Source organism: Pseudomonas sp. LB-090624 (genome assembly GCF_003205205.1).
Taxonomy (GTDB): Bacteria; Pseudomonadota; Gammaproteobacteria; order Pseudomonadales; family Pseudomonadaceae; genus Aquipseudomonas.
In genome coordinates this window covers 49,363-69,752 of record NZ_QJRL01000001.1, presented here as the reverse complement: position 1 = coordinate 69,752, position 20,390 = coordinate 49,363, and the positions used below count along the sequence as shown (strand labels likewise).

Genomic DNA, 20,390 nt, shown 5'->3' with positions numbered 1-20,390 from the left:
AGCGGTTCTCGAATTCATCCAGGGTTCAGGCCACCGCGCGCGGCGGATACACCCGGGTAGGCACGAAAGGGATCAGGCAGATCAGGGCGACTGCGATGCAGGCCAGGATCAGGTAGAGGTCAGCGGAGGTCAGCACCAGCGCCTGCTCGTGGATGCGCTTGGCCAGCCCAGCGGCGTTATCATCGAGCTGCGGGGCGTTGCCCAGGCTGTCCACCAGGTGGTTGGAATGGAAGTGCCGGCGCAGGGTGCCAAGGGCGTCCAGCAGGCCACCGGCGATCACCGCGGCCAGGCCCTTGACGGTGTTGAACCAGCTGGAGGCAAACGGGCCTTCCTGCGGGGTCATGCCGTTGGTGGACAGCATCAGCAGCGGCAGTACCGCCATCGGCTGGCCAAATACCTGCAGCAGGTAGAACGGGTAGAAATCGCCCCGGATCCACTCGCTGGTCAACAGGCTGCTGCCGACGCATGACGCCGCCAGCATCGCCAGGCCCATGCCCAGTACCCAACGGCAATCGACTGCGCGAATGTTGCACAGCGCAGCCGTGAGTGGCAGGGCAATCAGCTGCGGCATGGCCACCAGCATCATCAACGGGCTGGTCTGCGCCGGGCGATAACCCTGGATCTGCGCCAGGTAGGCCGACGGGATGCTGCCCACGCCTGACAGCACGATCAGCACGCCTCCCAGGGTCACCAAGGCGAAACTCAGGTTGCGCCGCGACAGCATGCGCAGCTGGAAGAACGGCAGCGGCTCGGACCATTCATTGAACATGAACAGCACCAGCAACAGCAGGCCACCCCCGAGCAGCCAACAGATCAGCGGCGAGTCGAACCACCCCCAGCGATCGCCCAGTGACAGGCCCAGCACGATGCTACTGATGGCCGGCAGGCCGAGCACCACGCCCCGCCAGTCGAACTGCTTGAAACGCTCCAGGCGCAGCGGGTCCTGCGGCAGGCCCCAGGCGACACAGAAAATGGCCAGCGCCGAGGGCAGGATGATCTGCCAGAACGCCCACTGCCAGCCCACGTACTCGGTCCACAGCCCGGCCAGTGGCGTGCCGAGGTTGGGGCCAAAAGTGGCGGTCAGGGCATAACAGGCCAGCCCGTACACCTTGATGCCCGGCGGCAGGAAGCGCAGGGCCACGCTCATCAGCATCGGCGGCAAGGCGCCCGAAGCGAAGCCTTGCAATATGCGCAGCAGCATCAGGCTGTGCAGGTTGGGGGCGAACGGTTGCAGCAGGCCGAGCACGGCGAACAGGCCGATGGCGCTGATCGTGAAGCGTCGCAGCGAAAAGGTGGTGGCTAGCCAGGGCGCGAAGGCCATGGCCGACACCGAGGCAGCGCTGTACACCGCCAGCAGCCAGGCGCCTTCGTCGGCACCGATACCCATGGCCCCGCGAATATCGGCCAGGGAAATCTTGGTCACCGACTCGTTGAGACCCGCGCACAACACAGCCAGCAGTACACCGAACAGCCCGACCACTACCTGCAGGCCAAATGCCGTCTGCGCAGGTGCAGCCGGCGCGGGGGCGGCAGCAATGGCGGCAGACGGGGCGGACAGGGAACTCATGGGCAGACAACTCCAGCAACAAATTAGCGACTGGAGCAAGTCTAAGAAGGTCGAATGCTTACGAAAACTGACTTGTTGGCAGGTTTATATTGCGTCAAACGCAATCGGGGTACGAACCGGTGACTGTCGCACGTTTCAAGGGTCGATCCTGCCGCACGCCTTCAACGTCTGCCGCAGCCAGCGATGGGCCGGGTCGTTGTCGAACCGCGGGTGCCAGGCCTGCATGACATTGACCTTTTCCAATGGGACGGGGATCTCGAAGGACCTCAATGGCAGTTTCAGCCGGTTCACACTGTTCAGGATATTGGCGGGTATCGGCAAGATGAGATCCGAGTCCGGTAGCGAAAACATGGCTGAGTGAAAACTCGTGGTAATCAGCGCCACCCGGCGCTCCACCTTGTGATTGGCCAGCGCCACGTCGATAGGCCCATTGGCACGGCCACGGCGGGAGACACTGATTTGCGGGTAGGCGGCGAAGCGCTCAGGGGTGATCTCGTCATCGAAAACCGGGTGCCCTTCACGCGCCAGGCCTACGAAATAAGTATTGAACAGGCTCTGAACCTTGATTTCGGGGCCCAGTTCAACGGCTGAACTGATGATCAAGTCGATTTGCCCATTGCGCAGCACTGCATCATCGTCGCCGCTGCCCTCCGGTACAAAACGCAGCACCGTACGCGGTGCCTGGGCCAGCATCATGCGTAGCAACTGAGCGCCATACAGGGCGATGAACAGGTCATTGGTGCGGATATTGAAGGCACGGTCAAGGTTCGCAAGGTCGACATCGTCGCGACTGCGAAAGACCTGCCCGGCCTGCTCCACCAGGCCATGCACCTGCTCGCGCAGGGCCAGTGCCCGCGGCGTCGGCACCAGGCCACGGCCGGCCCGCACCAGAATCGGGTCACCCAGTGCTTCGCGGATACGCCCAAGGGTCCGGCTCATGGCTGCCGGGCTCAGGTTCATGCGCTGTGCCGCGCCAACCACACTGCCCTCGTCGAGCAAGGCATCTAGGGCGACGAGCAGGTTCATGTCCGGGAGTTGCATGGCCGTTTTCCGTTACAGCTGTGGGAAACGCGATGGTAGCAGGTTGGTGGATTGCATCAGACGCAATGCGCTCTTGCGTGCTGGGGCATTTATTCGGGGTGCGGGATGGGCCATAAGTGATGCAGTGGCTGTACGAGCCCTTTCGCGGGGCAGGCCCGCGAAAGGGCTCGTACAGCCAACCAACTCGCCAGCGTCAATAAGGAACCACATGCCCAGCCCCGTCTTGATTGCCATCGATGCCTCTGCTGCCGCTACCGCCCTGCTCACCCTCGCCCGCCGTTACTGCCGCCCCGGTGAACACGAACTGCACGTGCTGCTGGCCATCGATTCCACCTTCGCCGTGCATGAGCAACCGGCGCCCTACACCGCCGAGGAACTGGAGGAATACCCCGCCGCCTGCGAGGAACAGCAGCATGCCGACGACGCCGTAGCCGAGGCCGTGCGCGAGTTGCAGCAAGCCGGTTTCACCAGCCAGGGCTGCATGGTGGCCGGCCAGCCGGTTGAAGCCATTGTGGCCAAGGCGCAGGAACTGAACTGCGAACTGATCATCATGGGCCACCGCCACCTGTCGCGGTTGGGGCGGTTGCTGGACCCGTCGATCAGCGCGAAGGTCATCGACCGTGTCGAAGTGCCGGTGTTGGTGGGGGCGGCGTGAACCGCTGATCAGTCAGCAGACCTCACCCCGCGCTCGGTTTCACCACCACCGTACAAGTCGTCCCCGCTGCCAACAAGAACCCTTCCGGCACTTCATCGATGTGAATGCGCACCGGCACCCGCTGTGCCAGGCGCACCCAGTTGAAGGTCGGGTTCACATCGGCGATCAGCTCGCGGCTCTGCGGGTTGTCGCGGTCGTAGATGCCGCGGGCGATGCTCTCCACATGGCCCTTGATGCGCTCACCGCTCATCATCTGCAGCTCGGCCTGGTCGCCTACCTTTACGTGAGGCAACTTGGTTTCCTCAAAGAAGCCGTACACCCAGAACGAGTTCTCGTCGACCACCGCCATGACCGCTTCACCCGTGCGCGCGTAGTCGCCCTTGTGGATATTCAGGTTGGTCACGTAGCCGTCCACCGTGGCCACGATGTGGGTGCGCTTGAGGTTCAGCTCGGCCGCAGCCAATTCGGCCAGGGCCTGCTGGTAGTCAGCCTGGGCGGCGTTGGCGATGTTACTGGCGTCATCGCGGTTTTCCCTGGAAATCACCAGGTTGTCCATGTCGGCACGGCGCTTGGCGTTGACCTTGCGCATTTCCCAGGTGGCCTTGCGCGAGGCGACCAGCGCCTTGGCCTGGTCGACCGCCAGCTGGTAGTGCTCGGGGTCGATCTGGATCAGCAGGTCGCCCTTCTTCACCCGCTGGTTGTCTTTCACCGGCACCTCCACCACGTAGCCTGGCACATCGGCAGCGACATTGATGATATCGGCGCGCACGCGGCCGTCACGGGTCCACGGGGTAGTCATATAGTGCAGCCACAACTGGCGACCGATGGCCACGGCAGCGATCAGCACCAGCAGGGTGGCGATCAGGCTGAAGAACTTTTTCATCGAGGGTTTCTCACCAGTAGACAGTAAGCGCCATGGCGCCGAACAAGCAGACGAACAGGCTCAGGCGCAGCAACGCCGGGTGCCAGAAGAAGCGGTAGCCATCATGGCTGGCGATGAACCGGTCGAGGCCCCAGGCCAAGCCCAAGGCGAACAGGAACATCAAGGTCATGGTGGGCATGTACACGCCATGGAAGGCGATTTCACGGGGCATGCTTTCACGGAACATCGTGCAATCCTTTCGCCGGTACCAGCGGCGACAGTGGGTCCAGCAGGGAAGAACGAATGAAGTGCAGGTAGCTTTGCGCTCGGCGCAGCACCGAGGTATCAAAATGCCGGGCGAATGGCTCGTCGGTGGCCTGCACGCGGGCAATCGCATGGTCCACCGCTACCAGCGCGCGCTCGTGGTTGCTGGCACTGGGCTGCAGGAACAGCCGCGCCAGGGCGCGGCCCATCACGCGAATGGCCTGGCGCCAGGGCTGCGACTCGGCGTAGGCCGGGTGCACCGGTGCGCGGGCCTGCTCCTTGCGCAGCTCGATGACCGCGTGGCCGATTTCCAGCACGGTGAACATCCATCCCATCAGTTGGCTCTGCACCTGCGGCTTGCCGGCCGCCAGGCCATAGGCCTGGTGCAGCAGGTCGCGGGTGCGGCTTTCGAAAGCCGTGCCGATGCCGCGCAGGCGGCCGCTGATAGCGAACAGCACCTGTTCGCGCAGCTCCTGTTCCAGACGGCTCCACAACCAGCGGCTGTTGGGTGGCAGGATGATTGCCCCGGCGGCGGCACAGACGAACATGCCAATGACCATGCCGATGTAGTCGTTGATGAAGCTGTACGGGTCATACACGGTGAGGTTGTTGGGTACCGAGCCAATGGCGAAGAACACCAGCAGGCCGATGCCGTAACCGGCATAGGCGGGGCGCGACGACAGGAATGCCCCAAGCACGAACACGGGTGCCAGTACCATGCACAGCAACGGGAAGCCATCGATCCAGGGGAAGACGAAAAAAGTTTCGAAGAAGCCGACGAAGGCCCCGATCGCCGTGCCGCAAGCCATCTGGAAGGACATGCGCTTGGGGTTCGGCGAGGCCGCCGACAGGCCCACGGTAACCGTGGCGATCAAGGTCATCATGGCACCGCTTGGCCAGTCGCTGAGTAGCCAGTAGCTGCCCAGCAGCAACAGTACCGCCGAGGCGCGCACACCGGCGGCGGCCGACACCAGCCAGCTGGTCTGCGCCACGTAGGGCTCGTCCCACCGCTCGCGCTCGTGCTTGTGCGCGGCCAGCGAGGCGTGGGTTTCGGCGTAGCTCAACATCTCGTCGACGAAGCGGTACAACAGCTCGAACGCGGTGTGGAAATCGAGCAGGTCGGATTCGCTGGGGTCCGTTGCCAGGTACTCAGCCCGCAGCCCCCGCACCTGGGCCTGCAGGCCTTCCTTGTAGGCGGCCAGCTCCAGGGTCAGGCGCAGCGCATCGGCGTCGGTCAACGCCCGGCCTACATAGGGCTGCAGCAACTCCACAAGGGTGTTCAGGCCCGGTTCGATGGCACTGACGATCTGCAGCGGGCCACGGGCACGCAGGCGCTCCAGCAAGCGGTGCAAGGCATTGAAGCGGGTGGTGATGGCCATGAACTCGCTGTTCATGCGCACCAGCCGGCCACTGCGACGGCGCATGTGCGGGTCTTCGAAAGCGGTGACGTTGCGCAGGCTCTCAAGGCCCACGGCTTCTGCCACGAAGCGCACGTTGCTGCTCTCGAAGCGGTCCTTTTGACTGTCGCCACGCAGGGCCTCCACCACCACCCCGGCAAATACGCCAAAGCGCTGGTAAAGGGCGTTGCGCATGGCAGCACTGGCCGACTGCGGCAGAATCGCGGCGCTGACGAAGGTCGACACCAGGATGCCCAGGGCAATTTCCAGCACCCGCCATACCGCGGCCATGAACGCCTGGTCAGGGTGCTGCAACACCGGCAGGCCGATCATCGCCGCGGTGTAGCCGGCCAGCACGAAGCCATAGGCGCGGAAAGTGCGGTAGCGCATGGCACCGGCCGAGCACAACCCTACCCACAGCGCCAGGCTGGGCAGGAACAGCTCAGTGTTCTGCGGAAAGATGGCGATCAGCGCCACCATCATCGCCGAGCCGGCCAGCGTGCCGAGCACCCGATAGAAGCTCTTGGCGAACACGTGCCCGCTTTGCGGCTGCATCACGATGAACACGGTGATCATCGCCGTGCGCGGTTGCGGCAACTCAAGCCGCATGGCCAGCCACAGGGTGATGAACGCGGCGGCCAGGACCTTGAAGATGTAGACCCAGGTCACGCCGTCGGTGCGCGCCCAGGCAAAAAAGCCCCGACGCCATTCCAGGCTTCGCAGCCAGCGCACGGGCAGACTGGAAGTACTCATTCGGCGTTATCCGGCTTCTTGTCGAAAATGGCCAGGGTCGCCGGGGTTTTCGGCGCAGCCTGGCGCTGTTCATCGGGCACATCCAGGCCCGCCTGCAGGCCCCCGCCCAGGGCGGTGACCAACTCGGCATGGGCGACCAGGCGGGCGGCCTGCACCTGCTGTTGCACCTGCTGCTGGCGGAACAACAAGGTTTGCGCGTTGAGCACGTTGAGGTAGTCGGTAAGGCCGCGCTGGAAGGCGATCATCGCGATGTCGTAGGTTTTCTGCGCAGCGGCGACCGACTCGGCGGCAAAGTGCGACTGCTCTTTCATCGACTCGCGGCGGATCAACTGGTCGGAGATGTCTTTCAGCGCACCGACCACAGTCTGGTTGTAGCGCGCCACGGCCACGTCATAGCCGGCGGAGGCCACGCCCAGCTGCGAGCGCAGACGGCCACCGTCGAAGACCGGCAGGCTGATGGCCGGGCCGACGTTGTAGTTGAACTTGCGCCCGGTGAGGAACTCCAGCGGCCCACCGCCGGTGGCCATGAAGCCCAGGCTGCCGACCAGGTCCACGTTGGGGAAAAAGCCGGCGTGGGCGACGTCGATACCCCGCGCCTGCGCGGCCACCTGCCAGCGGCTGGCAACCACGTCGGGGCGCTGGCCAACCAACTCGGCTGGCAGGTTCGACGGCAGGTTCAGCGGCGCAGCCAGGGCCAAGGTCGGGCGCTGCAACTGGGCGCCTTCGCCCGGGCCCTTGCCCGCCAGTGCCGCCAGCTGGTTGCGGGTCAGGGCAATCTCTTCGTTCAGGCTATCGAGCTGGCGGTGGGTTTCCGGCAGCGGCGCTTCGGCCTGGCTGACTTCGAAGTGGGTGCCGATGCCGGCATCCAGCCGGCGCTTGGCCAAGGCCAGGATCTGTTCCTGCTGCTCCAGCTCGGCTGTGACGATATCGCGCTGGGCAAAATGCAGACTCAACTGGATGTAGGCACGCACCACATTGTTCTGCAGTTCCAGTTGCGCCTGGCGGGCTTCGGCCACGCTCATGTGCGCCTGGTCCACGGCCTGCTCGCTGGCATTGCGTTCACGGCCCCACAAGTCGAGGGCGTAGCTGAAGCCGATGGCAGCATTGTTGTCCCAGGTGTTGGCACCGGACAGCGCGCCAGGGCCATAGAACGGGTCTTCCGGCCAGTTGTGGCGCTTGAGCGTGGCCTTGCCGTTGCCCTGGAGCTTTTCCGCCGACTCGACCACACCGGCCATGGCCTTGGCTTCGCGCACCCGCGCCGCAGCCATGGCCAGGCTCGGGCTGCCGGCCACGGCCAAGGTAATCCAGCGGTCCAGCTGCGGGTCGCCATAGGCGTGCCACCACTGCTGCTCAGGCCAGTGGGCGTCGGTGGCGGCTTCGCGAATGGCCGCGTCTGTGGACAAGGTATTGGCTTGCAGCGTCTTGCTTTGCGGGGCAATGCCCCAGGTTCCGATACAGCCGCTCAAGGTGAGGGCAAGGGCACAGGCACTGAACGTATTGAACGTTCTGATGATGCGACGCGGCACAGCTGCGATTTCCCGAGGATGAGGTAAAGGGGCCGGGCAATTCTAGGGGGCAGCAGCACTGGCGATAAGCGCAGATTCCTGCGAATCTTTGTTACCAAAACAGCGATAATCCGCCTTTGGTCGAAGACAACTTTTCATCTTTTTTACGTTACTTCGTGACACAATTTTGTCCTCTACATCGAGAGTGACCCATGGACACCCTGCAAAACATGCGTGCTTTCAGTTGCGTAGCCCAATTAGGCAGCTTTACCGCCGCGGCGGCGCAACTGGATACGACCACCGCGAACGTGTCGCGGGCGGTATCCAACCTGGAAGCCCATCTGCAAACAAGGCTGCTCAACCGTACCACCCGCCGCATTGCGCTGACCGAGGCCGGCAAGCGCTACCTGATGCGTTGCGAACAGATTCTGACCTATGTCGAAGAAGCCGAAGCCGAGGCCAGCGACGCCCATGCGCGTCCGGCCGGGCAGTTGAAGGTGCATTCGATGACCGGGGTCGGCCAGCACTTCGTGGTCGATGCCATCGCCCGCTACCGCGAATCTCACCCTGACGTCACCTTCGACCTGACCATGGCCAACCGTGTGCCCGACCTGCTCGACGAGGGCTATGACGTGTCGATCGTGCTGGCCACCGAACTGCCCGATTCGGGGTTCGTTTCGCAGCGCCTGGGCATTACCTACAGCATCGTCTGCGCATCACCGGCCTACATTGCCCGCCACGGGGTGGCGCACAAGCCTGCAGACCTGCTGAAACATGCCTGCCTGCGCATGGTCAGCCCGGTGATTCCGCTGGAGAAGTGGCTGTTCGACGGCCCGGAAGGCCAGGAGATGGTCAACATCACCAGCTCGCCGTTCATGGTCAACACCGCCGACGCCATGAAGACCGCGATCCGCAGTGGCATGGGCGTGGGCGTACTGCCGATCTATTCGGCCATCGAGGGCCTGCGTGACGGCAGCCTGGTGCGGGTGCTGCCCGAATACCGCCTGCAAGAGCTGAACCTGTACGCCATCTACCCGTCGCGGCAGTACCTGGATGCCAAGATCAAGACCTGGGTCGAGTACCTGCGCAACTCGCTGCCGGAGATTCTTGCCGCGCATGAGGCGGACCTGAAAACCCATCAGGTGATGATCGCCAACTAAAAAGCTGCTGCATTGTGGGGCTGGACAATGGTAGGTTGCTAACCATTGTCGGCCCATTCGCGGGCCTCCCCGCGCCCACAGGTACAGCGCTGCCCTCAAGGCCTGCACCAAACCTGTGGGTGCGGGTTTACCTGCGAAGAATCCACCCTTGTCCCACCGCCTTGCAGAGAAGTTGCCCGATGAAAAAGACCGTCCTGGCCTTCAGCCGTATCACCCCGGCCATGGCCGAGCGCCTGCAGCAAGACTTCAACGTGATCATGCCCAACCCCAAGCTGGGCGACATCAACGCCCAGTTCAATGAGGCCCTGCCTGAAGCCCACGGCCTGATCGGCGTTGGCCGCAAGCTGGGCCGCGCCCAGCTCGAGGGCGCTGCCAAGCTGGAGGTGGTGTCCAGCGTGTCGGTCGGCTATGACAACTACGACCTGGATTACTTCAACGAGCGCGGCATAGCCCTGACCAACACGCCGGACGTGCTCACCGAAAGCACGGCCGACCTGGGCTTCTCGCTGGTCATGGGCTGCGCCCGCCGCACCGCCGAGCTGGATGCCTGGACCAAGGCCGGCAACTGGCAGGCCACCGTGGCCCCGGCCCACTTCGGCAGCGACGTGCATGGCAAGACCCTGGGCATCGTCGGCATGGGCAATATTGGTGCAGCCGTGGCACGCCGTGGGCGCTTCGGCTTCAACATGCCGATCCTGTACAGCGGCAACAACCGCAAGCCCGCGCTGGAGCAAGAGCTGGGCGCGCAGTTCCGCAGCCTGGAGCAACTGCTGGCCGAAGCCGACTTCGTGGTCATCGTGGTGCCGTTGTCCGATGCCACCCGCAAGCTGATCAGCACTCGCGAGTTGAAGCTGATGAAGCCGAGCGCGTTCCTGATCAACATCGCCCGTGGGCCGGTGGTGGATGAAGCTGCGCTGATCGAAGCGTTGCAGAACGGCACCATTCGCGGAGCAGGCCTGGACGTGTACGAGAAAGAACCGCTCACCGAATCGCCGCTGTTCAAGCTGCCCAATGCCTTGACCTTGCCACACATTGGTTCGGCCACTGCCGAAACCCGAGCGGCCATGGGCAACCGGGCGATGGAGAACCTGCGTGCAGCGTTGCTGGGGGAGCGGCCGCGGGACTTGGTGAACCCGCAGGTGTGGAAGGGCTGACCGTATTGGAGTTCCTGTGCTGGCCTCTTCGCGGGTAAACCCGCGAAAGGGGCCGACGCAATCCTCACCTACTTGGCTACCACAACACCCTCGGTCACCCTAGCCCGGGGCTTGCGAAACACCAACACATTCCCCGCCATCACCGCCACCAGCCCGAGCAAGGCCGGTGCCGTCCACTGATACCCCTCGGCCACCGCGGACACGTTCAACGCCACCAACGGGAACAGCACGGTGCAGTACGCTGCCCGCTCTGGCCCCATGCGCCCGACCAGGGTCAGGTAGGCGGTGAAGGCAATCACCGACCCTGGCACCACCAGATACAACAGCGAGCCGATATACCGCGCATTCCACTCCATGCTGAACGGCACGCCGCTGACTACGCAGAACAGCCCTAGCATGAGCGCCCCGTAGACCATGCCCCAGGCGTTGGTGGTCATGGGCCTGAGCCCGGCCTTCTGCTGCATGCTCGACAGCATGTTGCCGGCCGAGAAGCACAGCGTGCCGAGCAGGGCCAAACCAAGGCCGTACAACGTCTCACGGCTTGCTGCGTGGTGTGACAGTTCGGGCCAGAACAATAGGCCCAAGCCGAGCAACCCCAGGGCGCCACCCCCCAGCACATTGCCAGCGATCTTCTGGCCAAAGAATATCCGCGCGTTCAGGGCGTTCCACAGGGTGGCGGTAGAGAACACTACGGCAATCAGCCCGCTGGCGATCCACTGGCTGGCGCTGAGGAAGCAGATGAAATTGACGCAGAACAGGCACAGGCCCTGGGCCAGGCAGATCTGGTGGCCGCGCTTGGTCATTGGCTGCAGGCGGCGGGTGAGCAGCAGGAAGGCGAACAGGATCAGGCCGGCCAGAGCGAAGCGGTAGACGATCGAAACGGGAATGGCGACCACCCCCAGTTGGAGCTTCAGGGCGATCCAGGTGGTGCCCCAGATCAAAACGGTGAGCAAATAGAGTGACAGGTTCATCGGTGCGGATCCTCAGGCGATCGAGGGTACGGCCCTCGCCAGTGCAATCAGTGTTCGCCCTGCCCGACACCTTGCGCTTGCACAAACTTGCGCATTTGTCCCCCGGGTGGCTGTGCGCCAGCCCAAGGCGCAGTAGGATGGCCCTCAGAGGAACTGCCCATGACCCCTTTCACTCAGTTGCAAGTGTTCAACGCCATGCATGCCTCGCCCCATGCCCGCCTGGAACTGAGCGCGCAGCTGGGCGACGGGCTGGCGGCGGCGTTGTGGAACAACCGCGACGATGCCCGCGACTATCAGGCGCCTAGCCATCACACCTTGTCGTGCTACATCGCCGACGGCACCGGCACTTTCCGGCGCCAGCGGCCAGCCGACAAAGGCGCACCCGACAAGCTGTGCATCATGCCGGCCGGCCATGAGTCGAACTGGGTGGTGAACGGCGCCATTCGCCTGGCCCACCTGTACGTCAGCGAGGCGCAATTTGCCCTGGGCTGCGTGCGCCTGCTCGACCGTGAACCGCGTGAACTGCAGCTACAGGAAGCGACCTTTCTCGATGACCCACAGCAGGCCGGGCGCTTTCGCCAGCTGATCGGCCTGGACTGGGACGAGCCCGGCGAGCGCCTGCTGGCCAGCACCCTGGCGCACGAAATCGTTGACCATGCGCTGCTCAGCCAAGTGGGGCTGCGCCACGGCCTGCGCCTGAAAGGCGGGCTGGCGCCTAACCTGCGCCGGCAACTGGTCGACTACATCGAAGCGCACCTGGACCAACCCGTTACCCTGGGCGAGCTGGCGTTGCGATGCAACTTGTCCGAATACCATTTTGCGCGCATGTTCCGCGCAAGCTTCGGGCTGCCGCCGCACCAGTACCTGCTGGCCCGGCGGCTGCACCGCGCTTGCCAGCTGTTGCGACTGGGGGTGATGCCGCTGGGGGAAATTGCCCTGTTGTGCGGGTTTGCCAGTGCCAGCCATTTCAGCAACCGGTTTCGCCAAGCCCTGGGGGCCACACCTGGCGAATACCGCAAGGCCTTTTTCAGCTGAAACCGGGGCCGCTCGGCGACCCCATTGACCTAGAACTCGAAGGTGCTCGACAAACTGACCTGCCGCGCATCGCCAATCGCCACAAAGTACTGGTTCACCGCCGAGCTGTAATACACCTTGTCGAACAGGTTCTTCACGTTCAGTTGCAGGCGCACGTTATGTTCGTCGAGTTGGGTCTCGTAGGTGGCAAATGCATCGGCAACGGTATAGCTCGGCAGGTCGAAGGTGTTGGTCGCGTTACCCGAACGCTCGCCCACATAGCGGGCGCCGGCACCGAAGCGCAGCCGGTCACCCCCGAACAGGCTGCCAAAGTCATACACTGCCGACAGCGAGCCGCTGTGCCGGGCCACGTTCTGCAGGCGATTGCCCTCAAGATCAGGATCCTTGGTTACCTTGGCATCGGTAAGTGCATAGCTGCCGATCAGGCTCCAGCGCTCGCTGAGCTGGCCGGTCACGTCGAGTTCGACACCGCGTGAACTGACTTCACCCGCATTGCTGTAGACCGTCTCGCGGGTGATGGCGTCAAAGTTCGAGACCAGTACATTGCGCTTGGTGATATCGAACAAGGCCAGGGTGCCTGTGATACGGCCTGGCATGTCGAACTTGGCGCCCAGCTCCCACGACTTGCCCTCCTCAGGTGCCACCGAGGAGTCGAGCACGACATTGCCGGTCAGCGGCGCGATGGTCGAGTTGGGCTTGAACGACTCGCTGTAGCTGCCATAGAACGAGAGCTGGTCGTCGACTTTGTAAACGATACCGGCGTGGGGTACCCAGGCCTGGCCACTGATGTCGGTATTGGCCTTGAACGGGCGACCGCGGCCAGCGTACTGGTCGTACTGCTGGAAACGCGCACCTGCTACAAGGATCCAGTGCTCATCGAGGTGCAGCGCGTCCTGCACGAACAGCGCATCGGTGCGCAGCTTGTCGGTCTGGTCGCTGTCGCTGGCTCGTACGTTGGAGCCCTCCACTTCCTGTCCGTAGACCGGGTCCAGATAACTGAACGTGGACTGTGGTGTCTGGCGAATCAGGTCACCGCGAAAGATCTTGCGGTCTTCATGGTCGATGCCGAACAGCAGGTCATGCTGCATCCCCGCCAGCTCGACATTACCATTGAGACTCAGGGTCACGAACTGGTCACGGCTCATGGCGTTGTGGGTGCCGTCGATGCTGCGTGTCAGCGTGCCTTGGGTTTCGTTGACGCCGGTCACGCGAACCTGGCTGGCATCGTAAGTCTCGCGGTTGAAGCTGTAGCCGAAGTGCAGCTTCCAGTCATCGGCCAACGGGTGGTCGACCTCCAGGCGGTACAGGTCGGAGCGCCCTTCCATGTCGTTGAAAGGCTCGTCCAGGCGCCGCGTGGCTGGGATGTCCAGCGGATGGCCGTTTGCGCCGAACGCCGTGCCGCGGTCAAACGGGTATAGGAATTCACGGTGCTCGTAGGCCAGAACAACCTGGGTATCCTCGCCCAGCCAGGCCAGAGACGGCGCCACCAGCGATTCGCGGTGCACCCCGTAGTTGCGCCAGTAATCCTCGTCTTCATGGTCGACGATAAGCCGGTAGGCGAAGTTGCTGTCGCCCAGCGCGCCCGTACTGTCGAACCCGCCGCCACTGCCGTTCTTGCCACTGCCGTAGGTCGAACCCCGCACGGTCAGGGCGTTGTATTGCTCAAGTTGCGGGCGCTTGCTGACCACGTTGATGACCCCGCCCGGGTCCTGGATGCCGTACAGCAGGGAGGCCGGCCCCTTGAGCACTTCGACCCGTTCGGTACTGGCATTGAGGCTGCGGCCCTGCACGATGGGCATCCCGTCACGCATGATCGAGCCGTCGCGGTTGTCGCCAAAGCCGCGCTTCATCACGGTATCGGACGTGCCGCCGAAGTTGTTGCCCTGGGTGATGCCGCTGACGTTGGCCAGGGCGTCATCGAGGTTGCGCGGGGCCTGGTCGCGAATGACCTGGGCCGGGACCACGTTGATTGCCTGGGGGATGTCCTGGTTCAGGCCCTGGCCGCGCATGATCGAGGCCGTTGCCGGAGGTTGGTAGCTGTCGATGTCCAGCTGCGAGGTAACGGTGGTGGCCTGCAGATTGAGGGCGCCAGAGGTATCCACCGCCTCCAGGGTCAGGGTGCGCGCGTCCAGGCGACGCCAAGCCAGCCCACTGCCGACCAGCAGTTGTTGCAGCGCTTGTTCGGCGCTGTAGCTGCCGTTCAGCGCCGGGGCCTGCACAGCGGGCAATTCGACGGTGTAGACCACGCTTTGGCCCACGCTGCGGCTGAAGGCACTGAGGGCCTGGGCCAGTGGCTGGGCCGGCTGGGCGAATGCGTAGGCCTGCTGTTGCTCGACAGCGCTCGCCAAAGGAGCGATGGCGATGGCCGGGAGCATGGCAAGGCCGAACCAGAGGGGGACGCAACGCGGGGAGAACTTCATGGACGCTGACCTGTGAGAGGGTTATGACTGCGAATGAATCGCACTTCCACTCATTACACGGATGCCACGTCCTGTTACCTCACCCGTTATCTGAAAATATTTTTTCTGGGCCCGCCTCTGCAGGAGCAGCGTGATGCTCCTGAAGGGCCACCACACTGGTAATCACTGAACCAAGGTCAACCGCCCCAGCACCGTCTGCCGCGAAAACCCCATCACCTTGCCCAGTGAATCCAGCGCCAGCAGTGGCTCGGCCACCGGGAAACTGCCGCTGACCTTGCGCTTGGCCAATTCATCATCCAGCAGCAGGATGCGCCCCGGGTAATAACGCCCCAGGTCCTCGACCACCTGCGCCAACGGTACCTGGTAGTAATTCAACCAACCCTGGCGCCAGGCCAGGCGGTTGTCGCTGTCCACTTGCTGGGTGTCGCCCAGTTTTCCCGCGGCATAAGCCACCTGCTGGTTAGCCGTCAGCTCGCGCGCCACCGCGCCCGCCATCGGGCTGACCGCCACACGCCCGCTGCGCACCGTCACCTGGGCCCCCGCGCTTTGCTCACGCACCTCGAATTGGGTACCCAGCACCCGCACCTTGCCCCCGCCAGATTCGACCAGGAACGGCTCACCGGTATGGCTTACCTGGAAAAACGCGGCGCCATGCAACAGCCGCACGCGGCGCTCGCCGTGTGCGAAATCGATCGCTATCGCGCTGTCCGCATCCAGCGTCACCTGCGACTGGTCGGCGAGGGTCACCTGGCGAATCTGCCCGCCTGTGGTGTAGTCGGCCTGCAAGTCCTGCAGCCAGTAAGCGGGGTGCCAGCCACCCGCAACGCTCACAGCCAGTACCAGGCAGGCCGCCACAGCCAGCGCCGCCACCCGTTGCCGCCATGGGCGCCTGGCTGCTGGTCTGGCCATGGCATCAAGGTAGCGTTGCAGGGTTTCATGTTCTTCATCAGCCAAGCGTGCCGCCGGAGCAACACTCTGCTGCCATAGCGCCTGGGCCTGGTCATAGGCAGCACGGTGGCCAGGGTCGGCCAGCAGCCAGCGCTTGAACGCCGCGCCCTCGGCTTGCCCAGGCTGCTCGTTGATGCGGCTGAGCCAGTGCAGGGCCGCCTGCGACTGCGCCTCGGTGATCGGCGGTAAACGGCTCATCGATGGGCACTCCCTGGCCGGCGTGGGGTGGACGGGGGCTCGGCGATACTCGCCTTGCACGCTTCGAGCGCGCGCATCATATGCTTTTCCACTGCGCTCTGGGACAGTTGCATGGCCTTGGCTATCTCGCCGTACTTGCAGCCGTGGACCCGGTTCAGCAGGAAGATCTGCCGAGTACGCTCGGGCAAGGCACGCAAGGCGGCCTCGATACGCTGCAAGTCATGGTCAACCTCCACGGCCTGATCCGGGGCGAGGGCCATGGCCGCTTCATCCACCGGCAACGCCGCTTCGGCCACGCGCTCGCGGCTGCCCTGGCTGCGCAGGTGATCAATGGCCAGGTTGCCGGCACAACGCAGCAGGTAGGTATCCAGCGCCTCGACCTGGACCTCGGGGCGGCGCCAGAAACGCAGGAACAGCTCCTGGACCAGGTCCGATGCCGTGGCGCGACAGCCAACCCGGCGGCTGACCAGCGCTTCCATGCGCGCACGCTGGGCCTGGAATACCTGGACGAAACGGGCACGCCCGCCAGCATTGTCGGCGTCGGGCTCGATGATGTCCCCCTGGTCGCTCACGGGTCACACAGCGAACGCAGCCAGCAGCGGGCCCAGCACCGCGCTGGCGGCGGCCAGGCCCAGCAGCAGGCGCGGCTGATACGGCAGGCCGAACACCCACAGGGTCACCCCGGCCATGATGACCGCGGCCCACTCCACCAGGCCATGGGCCCAGCCCCGCAGGTGCACGCTAAGGACCAGCGATAGCGCCAGCAGCAACCAACCGGTCACGCGTAACAGGCGCAACTGCCTGGGCCGCGGCTTGCGCCCGAGCAGGTCTTTGAAGTGCTTTTCCATGGCCAGGCACAGGGCGACGAAACCTGCAAAGGCGATCAGTGCGTTACCCAGCATCAGCTTGCCTGCACCGGTTCAGCCGCCGTTTTTTCTGCCGCACGCGGCGCGCGCCTGGCCATAGGCTTGGGGCTGCGTAGCATCTTGCCGGCCAGCCAGGCCAGGAACAGCCCGGTGCCCAGCGCCGTCAGGTCAAAACCGGCCATGGACCAATCCCCCGCAGGCAGCGACTGATTCAGGCCGCGGCCGGTGGTCAGGCCATTGAGCAGCGGCAGCAAGGTAAAGGCGAACGCGCCCAGTGCCAGTTGCTCGCCCCAGGCTCGGCGCCCGCTGCGCAGCACGGCATGCACCAGTGACAGGCCCCAGGCCATGAAGAAGACATTGACCTCCCAGTCGGCGCGGCCTTCAACGCCGGTCGGGATTAGCCGGTTGGCCCAGAAGAAGCCCGCCACAGCCAGCAGCAGGCCACTCATGCTGGCGATATTGAGCACCTCGACCAGGCGTAGCTCGCCTGGCATGTGCGCGCTTTTGGCATGCTTGAGCTGGCGCTTGCCCAGCCACATTACCAGGCCGGTGCCGATCACCGCAGTACCGGAAACACCAAAGAAAAAGTACAGCCAGCGCAGCCAGGGCCCGGCGAAGTTGCCCATGTGCAGCCCGGCGAAGCTGAAGGCAGTCATCATCGCCCCGCTCTCCGGCTTGCCCTGGCTGAGCAGCGCGCCGTTGGCGCCGTCGAAGGTCCAGTTGGCGCTGCGCCGGTAGGCCACGTGGTCGGCGGCCGACTGGCTGAAGGTGACGCGGGCATTGCTGTCGCCCGGGTTCTGCACCTGGATGCTACCGATCCGCGCGCCTGGCTGCAGTTCCTGCACCTTGGCGTACAGGCTTGGCAGCGCCACCAGCGGCGTGGCTACCTGGGCTGCCTTGGGCGCATCGTCACGGCCGAACAGGTCGTTGAAGTATTTGTCAGTGGCATTGCCATAGCTGGCCATGATGCCCGCTGGCATCACCATGTACATGAACAACACCAGGCTGCTGTAGCTGATCATCAGGTGGAACGGCAGCACCAGCACACCTATGGCGTTGTGCCCATCCAGCCAGGAGCGCTGGCCCTTGCCGGGCCGGAAGGTGAAGAACTCCTTGAAGATCTTCTTGTGGGTGATGATGCCGGTGACCAGCCCCAGCAGCATGATGAACGCGCAGAAAGTCGACAGCCAGCGACCGAACGGGTACGGCATCTGTAACTGGAAATGGAAGCGGTAGAAGAACTCGCCCCCCCTGCTGTCGCGTGCCTCCACCGGCTGGCCGGTCTGGGTATCGAGGGTCTTGCTGGCGAAGCCGCGCCGCCCGCCATTCGGGTCACGGTAACCCACGGTCAACGCGGCCTCGCGCTCGTTGGGCAGGCGGATGAACCAGTTACCGGAGTGCCCGGCATTTTGCTCCAGGTAACGCTGGGCCATCCCCAGGCTACGGGCCGGGTCCAGCGCGTGGCTGCGAACCTCGGGGTGAGACCATTGGGTAATCTCCTCCTTGAAGTACGACAGCGTGCCGGTGAGGAAAATGGCGAACAGCAGCCAACCGAAGATCAGGCCGGTCCAGGTGTGCAGCCAGGCCATGGCCTGGCGGAAGCCTTCTTTCATGGCGTTTTCATCCAGTAGGCAACGGCGCTGATCATGCCCAGCAACAGGCTTGGCGCCAGCACGCCAAGCCAGGCCCGCCAGGCGCTGCGGCAGGCAAAGCACCAGATGAATGCCAGCAGGTAGAAGACGAACGAAAGCAACAGGCCAGTGAGCGTGGCATCGACCTTGGGCAACGGTGCGACAAGGGCGATGCAGACGCTGGCCATGGACGCCAACAGGTAGCCACCCAGCAGCGCAGCCAGGCTGCGTGAGGCCACGGCCAGGCGGTAGCTGAGCGGAAGGCCGGCAGTGTTGCGCGTCATGGCGAAGGTCCGGGCGTGTTCGGGGTTGCAATACTAATGATTTCAATTCTCATAAGCAAAGCTACATCGTAGGGGTGCACGCCAGTGGGTCTTGCAAGGGGGATGTGCAACAAGAAATTTATTTTCAAAAAGGGCTTGAATTCGTTGCGCGGTTGCCTGACCTTAGAGTCAAGAGGCGCAGAAATTCCAAGGGTCTCAAGGACCTGGCAGCGCCTCCATGCGAGCAAGCTGAATAAGGATTGAATCATGCAAATCCAGGTTAACAGCAGCAACCATTTCGAAGGTAACGCCCGGCTCGACCAGTGGGTCCGCAGTACACTGGAAAGCTCACTTGAGCGCTACGAGGACGACCTCACCCGCATCGAGGTGCACCTGCGCGACGAGAACGGCGCCAAGCCCGGACCGCATGACAAACGCTGCCAGATGGAGGCTCGCCCCAAAGGCCACCAGCCGATTTCCGTGACCCACACCGCCACTTCGCTGGACCAGGCAGTCGACGGTGCAGCCACCAAACTGAACCATGCGCTGGAACACTTCTACGGCAAGCTGCGCAGCAAGCGCGGCGCCCTGGAACTGAGTGACCCCGACGCCTGATCGACAATGCCAAACGCCCGGCCTTGAGCCGGGCGTTTTCGTTTGTGCCGATCAATGGCACTGAACCAACGTGCGAACATCCCGGTCAACCTCTGCACTCACTCACCGCAGAAGCAAGACCATGAACAACCCATTCGAACGAATCAGTGCAGCATTCGCTCCCGAATATCGGGTGAACCTGAGCATTGCGAACCTCGACGGCAGCATCATGCTGACCCTGTCCGACGACGCCGGCGTGGTGGCCAAGCGCCTCATCACCCAGGCCCAACGCAACGACCCAGTGCGCCTGCAGCGGGTGATCGACAGCATCCGCCTGGGCCTGGCCATCGAACTGGGGCAGAACCCTATGCAGGTACTCGCAGCGCTGACCCGTGACGCCGGTCACGGCCAGCGCCCATTCATGGCCAACTGAAGCCTACTTGCCCTCCCCTACGTCCTTGCCGTTGGCATCCAGCACCTTGGTCGAGGGGTAGCGATACGAGGCATAGCGCACCACCAGGATCGAGAACGCCAGCAGCAGGATGCCCCCGCACAGGTACAGCAGCCCCTCGTCCGGTGCCTTGTGGTGCGAAACATCGCCGATCAGCAGGCGGGTGAGCGCGGTGATCGCCACATACAACAGAAAGCGGATCGGCATGTGGTTGGTCTTGAAGTAGATGCCGACCATCGCCCCCAGTTCGAGGTAGATGAACAGCAGCAGGATGTCATCGACGCTGATCCCGCCCTTGCCGAGCATGTCCAGGAAGGTGACCACCGCCGCATAGGCAGTGATCGCGCCAATGCCGAACAGCGCCAGGTAATGGAAGGCCTCGACGCACAGGTTACCCAGCGAGTCAGCCGAGCCGTGCAGGCCCTTGCGCAGCTTTTCTGCCCATTTGATGTTCACGATGTTCCATTCCCCGATACGTCTTTAAGGATGATGCGTCGCTGATGTGACGCTTGTGCCATGCAGTTAAAGGGCCAGGCCCCTGTCTTGGAAGGCGACCGATTGCCGCAAGGCACCTTGAGGCATGACGGGTTGCAAAGAAGCGACCGGCTTTGACAGGCAAAGGCGCGCGCGCAGCGCTCAGTCTATGCCGGGCTAC

The 20,390-nt window shown here is 63.8% G+C and carries 20 protein-coding genes; 6 read left to right on the top strand and 14 right to left on the bottom strand.

Going from position 1 to position 20,390, the window contains the following annotated elements; genetic code table 11:
* Positions 1 to 25 precede the first annotated feature (25 nt).
* Both DMX11_RS00350 and DMX11_RS00345 read right to left on the bottom strand, forming a co-directional pair.
* Positions 26 to 1,567: an MFS transporter gene (locus DMX11_RS00350; protein WP_110742553.1), complete on the bottom strand. Its 1,542-nt coding sequence runs from the start codon at positions 1,565 to 1,567 to the stop codon at positions 26 to 28.
* 135 nt (positions 1,568 to 1,702) lie between these two features.
* Positions 1,703 to 2,608: a LysR family transcriptional regulator gene (locus DMX11_RS00345; RefSeq protein ID WP_110742552.1), complete on the bottom strand. Its 906-nt coding sequence runs from the start codon at positions 2,606 to 2,608 to the stop codon at positions 1,703 to 1,705.
* 208 nt (positions 2,609 to 2,816) lie between these two features.
* Here DMX11_RS00345 and DMX11_RS00340 point away from each other — a divergent pair, with 208 nt between their 5' ends.
* Complete coding sequence (locus tag DMX11_RS00340; protein ID WP_110742551.1) at positions 2,817 to 3,263, top strand: universal stress protein; 447 nt, start codon at positions 2,817 to 2,819, stop codon at positions 3,261 to 3,263.
* Between the two features lie 22 nt (positions 3,264 to 3,285).
* On the opposite strand, the gene DMX11_RS00335 is transcribed toward DMX11_RS00340, so the two are convergent.
* From DMX11_RS00335 to DMX11_RS00320, 4 genes are read right to left on the bottom strand one after another with little or no spacing between them, the layout of a single operon-like run.
* Positions 3,286 to 4,146 carry an HlyD family secretion protein gene (locus tag DMX11_RS00335; RefSeq protein ID WP_110742550.1) on the bottom strand — a complete coding sequence of 287 codons (861 nt, stop codon included), beginning with the start codon at positions 4,144 to 4,146 and terminating at the stop codon, positions 3,286 to 3,288.
* 10 nt (positions 4,147 to 4,156) lie between these two features.
* Positions 4,157 to 4,357 (bottom strand): DUF1656 domain-containing protein, encoded by a 201-nt coding sequence (locus DMX11_RS00330; RefSeq protein ID WP_009685040.1) that lies wholly within the window; start codon positions 4,355 to 4,357, stop codon positions 4,157 to 4,159.
* 4 nt (positions 4,358 to 4,361) lie between these two features.
* The gene (locus tag DMX11_RS00325) at positions 4,362 to 6,539 is read right to left on the bottom strand and encodes an FUSC family protein (RefSeq protein WP_110742549.1); all 2,178 of its coding nucleotides are present in this window, start codon (positions 6,537 to 6,539) and stop codon (positions 4,362 to 4,364) included.
* Positions 6,536 to 8,065 (bottom strand): efflux transporter outer membrane subunit, encoded by a 1,530-nt coding sequence (locus DMX11_RS00320; RefSeq protein WP_110742548.1) that lies wholly within the window; start codon positions 8,063 to 8,065, stop codon positions 6,536 to 6,538. The genes DMX11_RS00325 and DMX11_RS00320 overlap by 4 nt, the downstream gene beginning before the upstream one ends.
* 191 nt (positions 8,066 to 8,256) lie before the next feature.
* Between DMX11_RS00320 and DMX11_RS00315 the strand changes: the two genes are divergently transcribed.
* Positions 8,257 to 9,204: a LysR family transcriptional regulator gene (locus tag DMX11_RS00315; protein WP_110742547.1), complete on the top strand. Its 948-nt coding sequence runs from the start codon at positions 8,257 to 8,259 to the stop codon at positions 9,202 to 9,204.
* A gap of 179 nt (positions 9,205 to 9,383) precedes the next feature.
* Positions 9,384 to 10,358 (top strand): D-glycerate dehydrogenase, encoded by a 975-nt coding sequence (locus tag DMX11_RS00310; protein ID WP_110742546.1) that lies wholly within the window; start codon positions 9,384 to 9,386, stop codon positions 10,356 to 10,358.
* 68 nt (positions 10,359 to 10,426) lie between these two features.
* Here the strand turns inward: DMX11_RS00310 and DMX11_RS00305 are convergent, their stop codons facing one another.
* The gene (locus DMX11_RS00305) at positions 10,427 to 11,329 is read right to left on the bottom strand and encodes a DMT family transporter (RefSeq protein WP_110742545.1); all 903 of its coding nucleotides are present in this window, start codon (positions 11,327 to 11,329) and stop codon (positions 10,427 to 10,429) included.
* Positions 11,330 to 11,488: 159 nt separating this feature from the next.
* Here DMX11_RS00305 and DMX11_RS00300 point away from each other — a divergent pair, with 159 nt between their 5' ends.
* Positions 11,489 to 12,364, top strand: coding sequence for a helix-turn-helix domain-containing protein (locus DMX11_RS00300; protein WP_110742544.1), 876 nt, complete (start codon positions 11,489 to 11,491; stop codon positions 12,362 to 12,364).
* Positions 12,365 to 12,393: 29 nt separating this feature from the next.
* Here the strand turns inward: DMX11_RS00300 and DMX11_RS00295 are convergent, their stop codons facing one another.
* From DMX11_RS00295 to DMX11_RS00270, 6 genes are all read right to left on the bottom strand, one after another.
* On the bottom strand, positions 12,394 to 14,784 hold the full coding sequence (locus DMX11_RS00295) for a TonB-dependent receptor (RefSeq protein ID WP_110742543.1): 2,391 nt from the start codon (positions 14,782 to 14,784) through the stop codon (positions 12,394 to 12,396).
* Positions 14,785 to 14,946: 162 nt separating this feature from the next.
* Positions 14,947 to 15,930, bottom strand: a complete 984-nt coding sequence (locus DMX11_RS00290; RefSeq protein WP_110742542.1) for a FecR domain-containing protein — start codon at positions 15,928 to 15,930, stop codon at positions 14,947 to 14,949.
* Positions 15,927 to 16,502, bottom strand: a complete 576-nt coding sequence (locus DMX11_RS00285; RefSeq protein ID WP_110742541.1) for an RNA polymerase sigma factor — start codon at positions 16,500 to 16,502, stop codon at positions 15,927 to 15,929. Before DMX11_RS00285 ends, DMX11_RS00290 begins: the two co-directional genes overlap by 4 nt.
* 3 nt (positions 16,503 to 16,505) lie before the next feature.
* Complete coding sequence (locus DMX11_RS00280; RefSeq protein ID WP_110742540.1) at positions 16,506 to 16,832, bottom strand: DUF3325 domain-containing protein; 327 nt, start codon at positions 16,830 to 16,832, stop codon at positions 16,506 to 16,508.
* A complete protein-coding gene (locus DMX11_RS00275; RefSeq protein ID WP_110742539.1) occupies positions 16,832 to 18,409 on the bottom strand; it encodes a PepSY domain-containing protein in 1,578 nt (525 codons plus the stop codon). The genes DMX11_RS00280 and DMX11_RS00275 overlap by 1 nt, the downstream gene beginning before the upstream one ends.
* On the bottom strand, positions 18,406 to 18,711 hold the full coding sequence (locus tag DMX11_RS00270; protein WP_110742538.1) for a DUF3649 domain-containing protein: 306 nt from the start codon (positions 18,709 to 18,711) through the stop codon (positions 18,406 to 18,408). Before DMX11_RS00270 ends, DMX11_RS00275 begins: the two co-directional genes overlap by 4 nt.
* A 246-nt stretch (positions 18,712 to 18,957) precedes the next feature.
* Here DMX11_RS00270 and DMX11_RS00265 point away from each other — a divergent pair, with 246 nt between their 5' ends.
* A complete protein-coding gene (locus tag DMX11_RS00265) occupies positions 18,958 to 19,305 on the top strand; it encodes an HPF/RaiA family ribosome-associated protein (RefSeq protein WP_110742537.1) in 348 nt (115 codons plus the stop codon).
* A 121-nt stretch (positions 19,306 to 19,426) separates the two neighbouring features.
* Positions 19,427 to 19,717: a DUF3509 domain-containing protein gene (locus DMX11_RS00260; protein WP_110742536.1), complete on the top strand. Its 291-nt coding sequence runs from the start codon at positions 19,427 to 19,429 to the stop codon at positions 19,715 to 19,717.
* A 3-nt stretch (positions 19,718 to 19,720) separates the two neighbouring features.
* On the opposite strand, the gene DMX11_RS00255 is transcribed toward DMX11_RS00260, so the two are convergent.
* Positions 19,721 to 20,191 (bottom strand): phosphate-starvation-inducible protein PsiE, encoded by a 471-nt coding sequence (locus DMX11_RS00255; RefSeq protein ID WP_110742535.1) that lies wholly within the window; start codon positions 20,189 to 20,191, stop codon positions 19,721 to 19,723.
* Between the last annotated feature and the right edge of the window lie 199 nt (positions 20,192 to 20,390).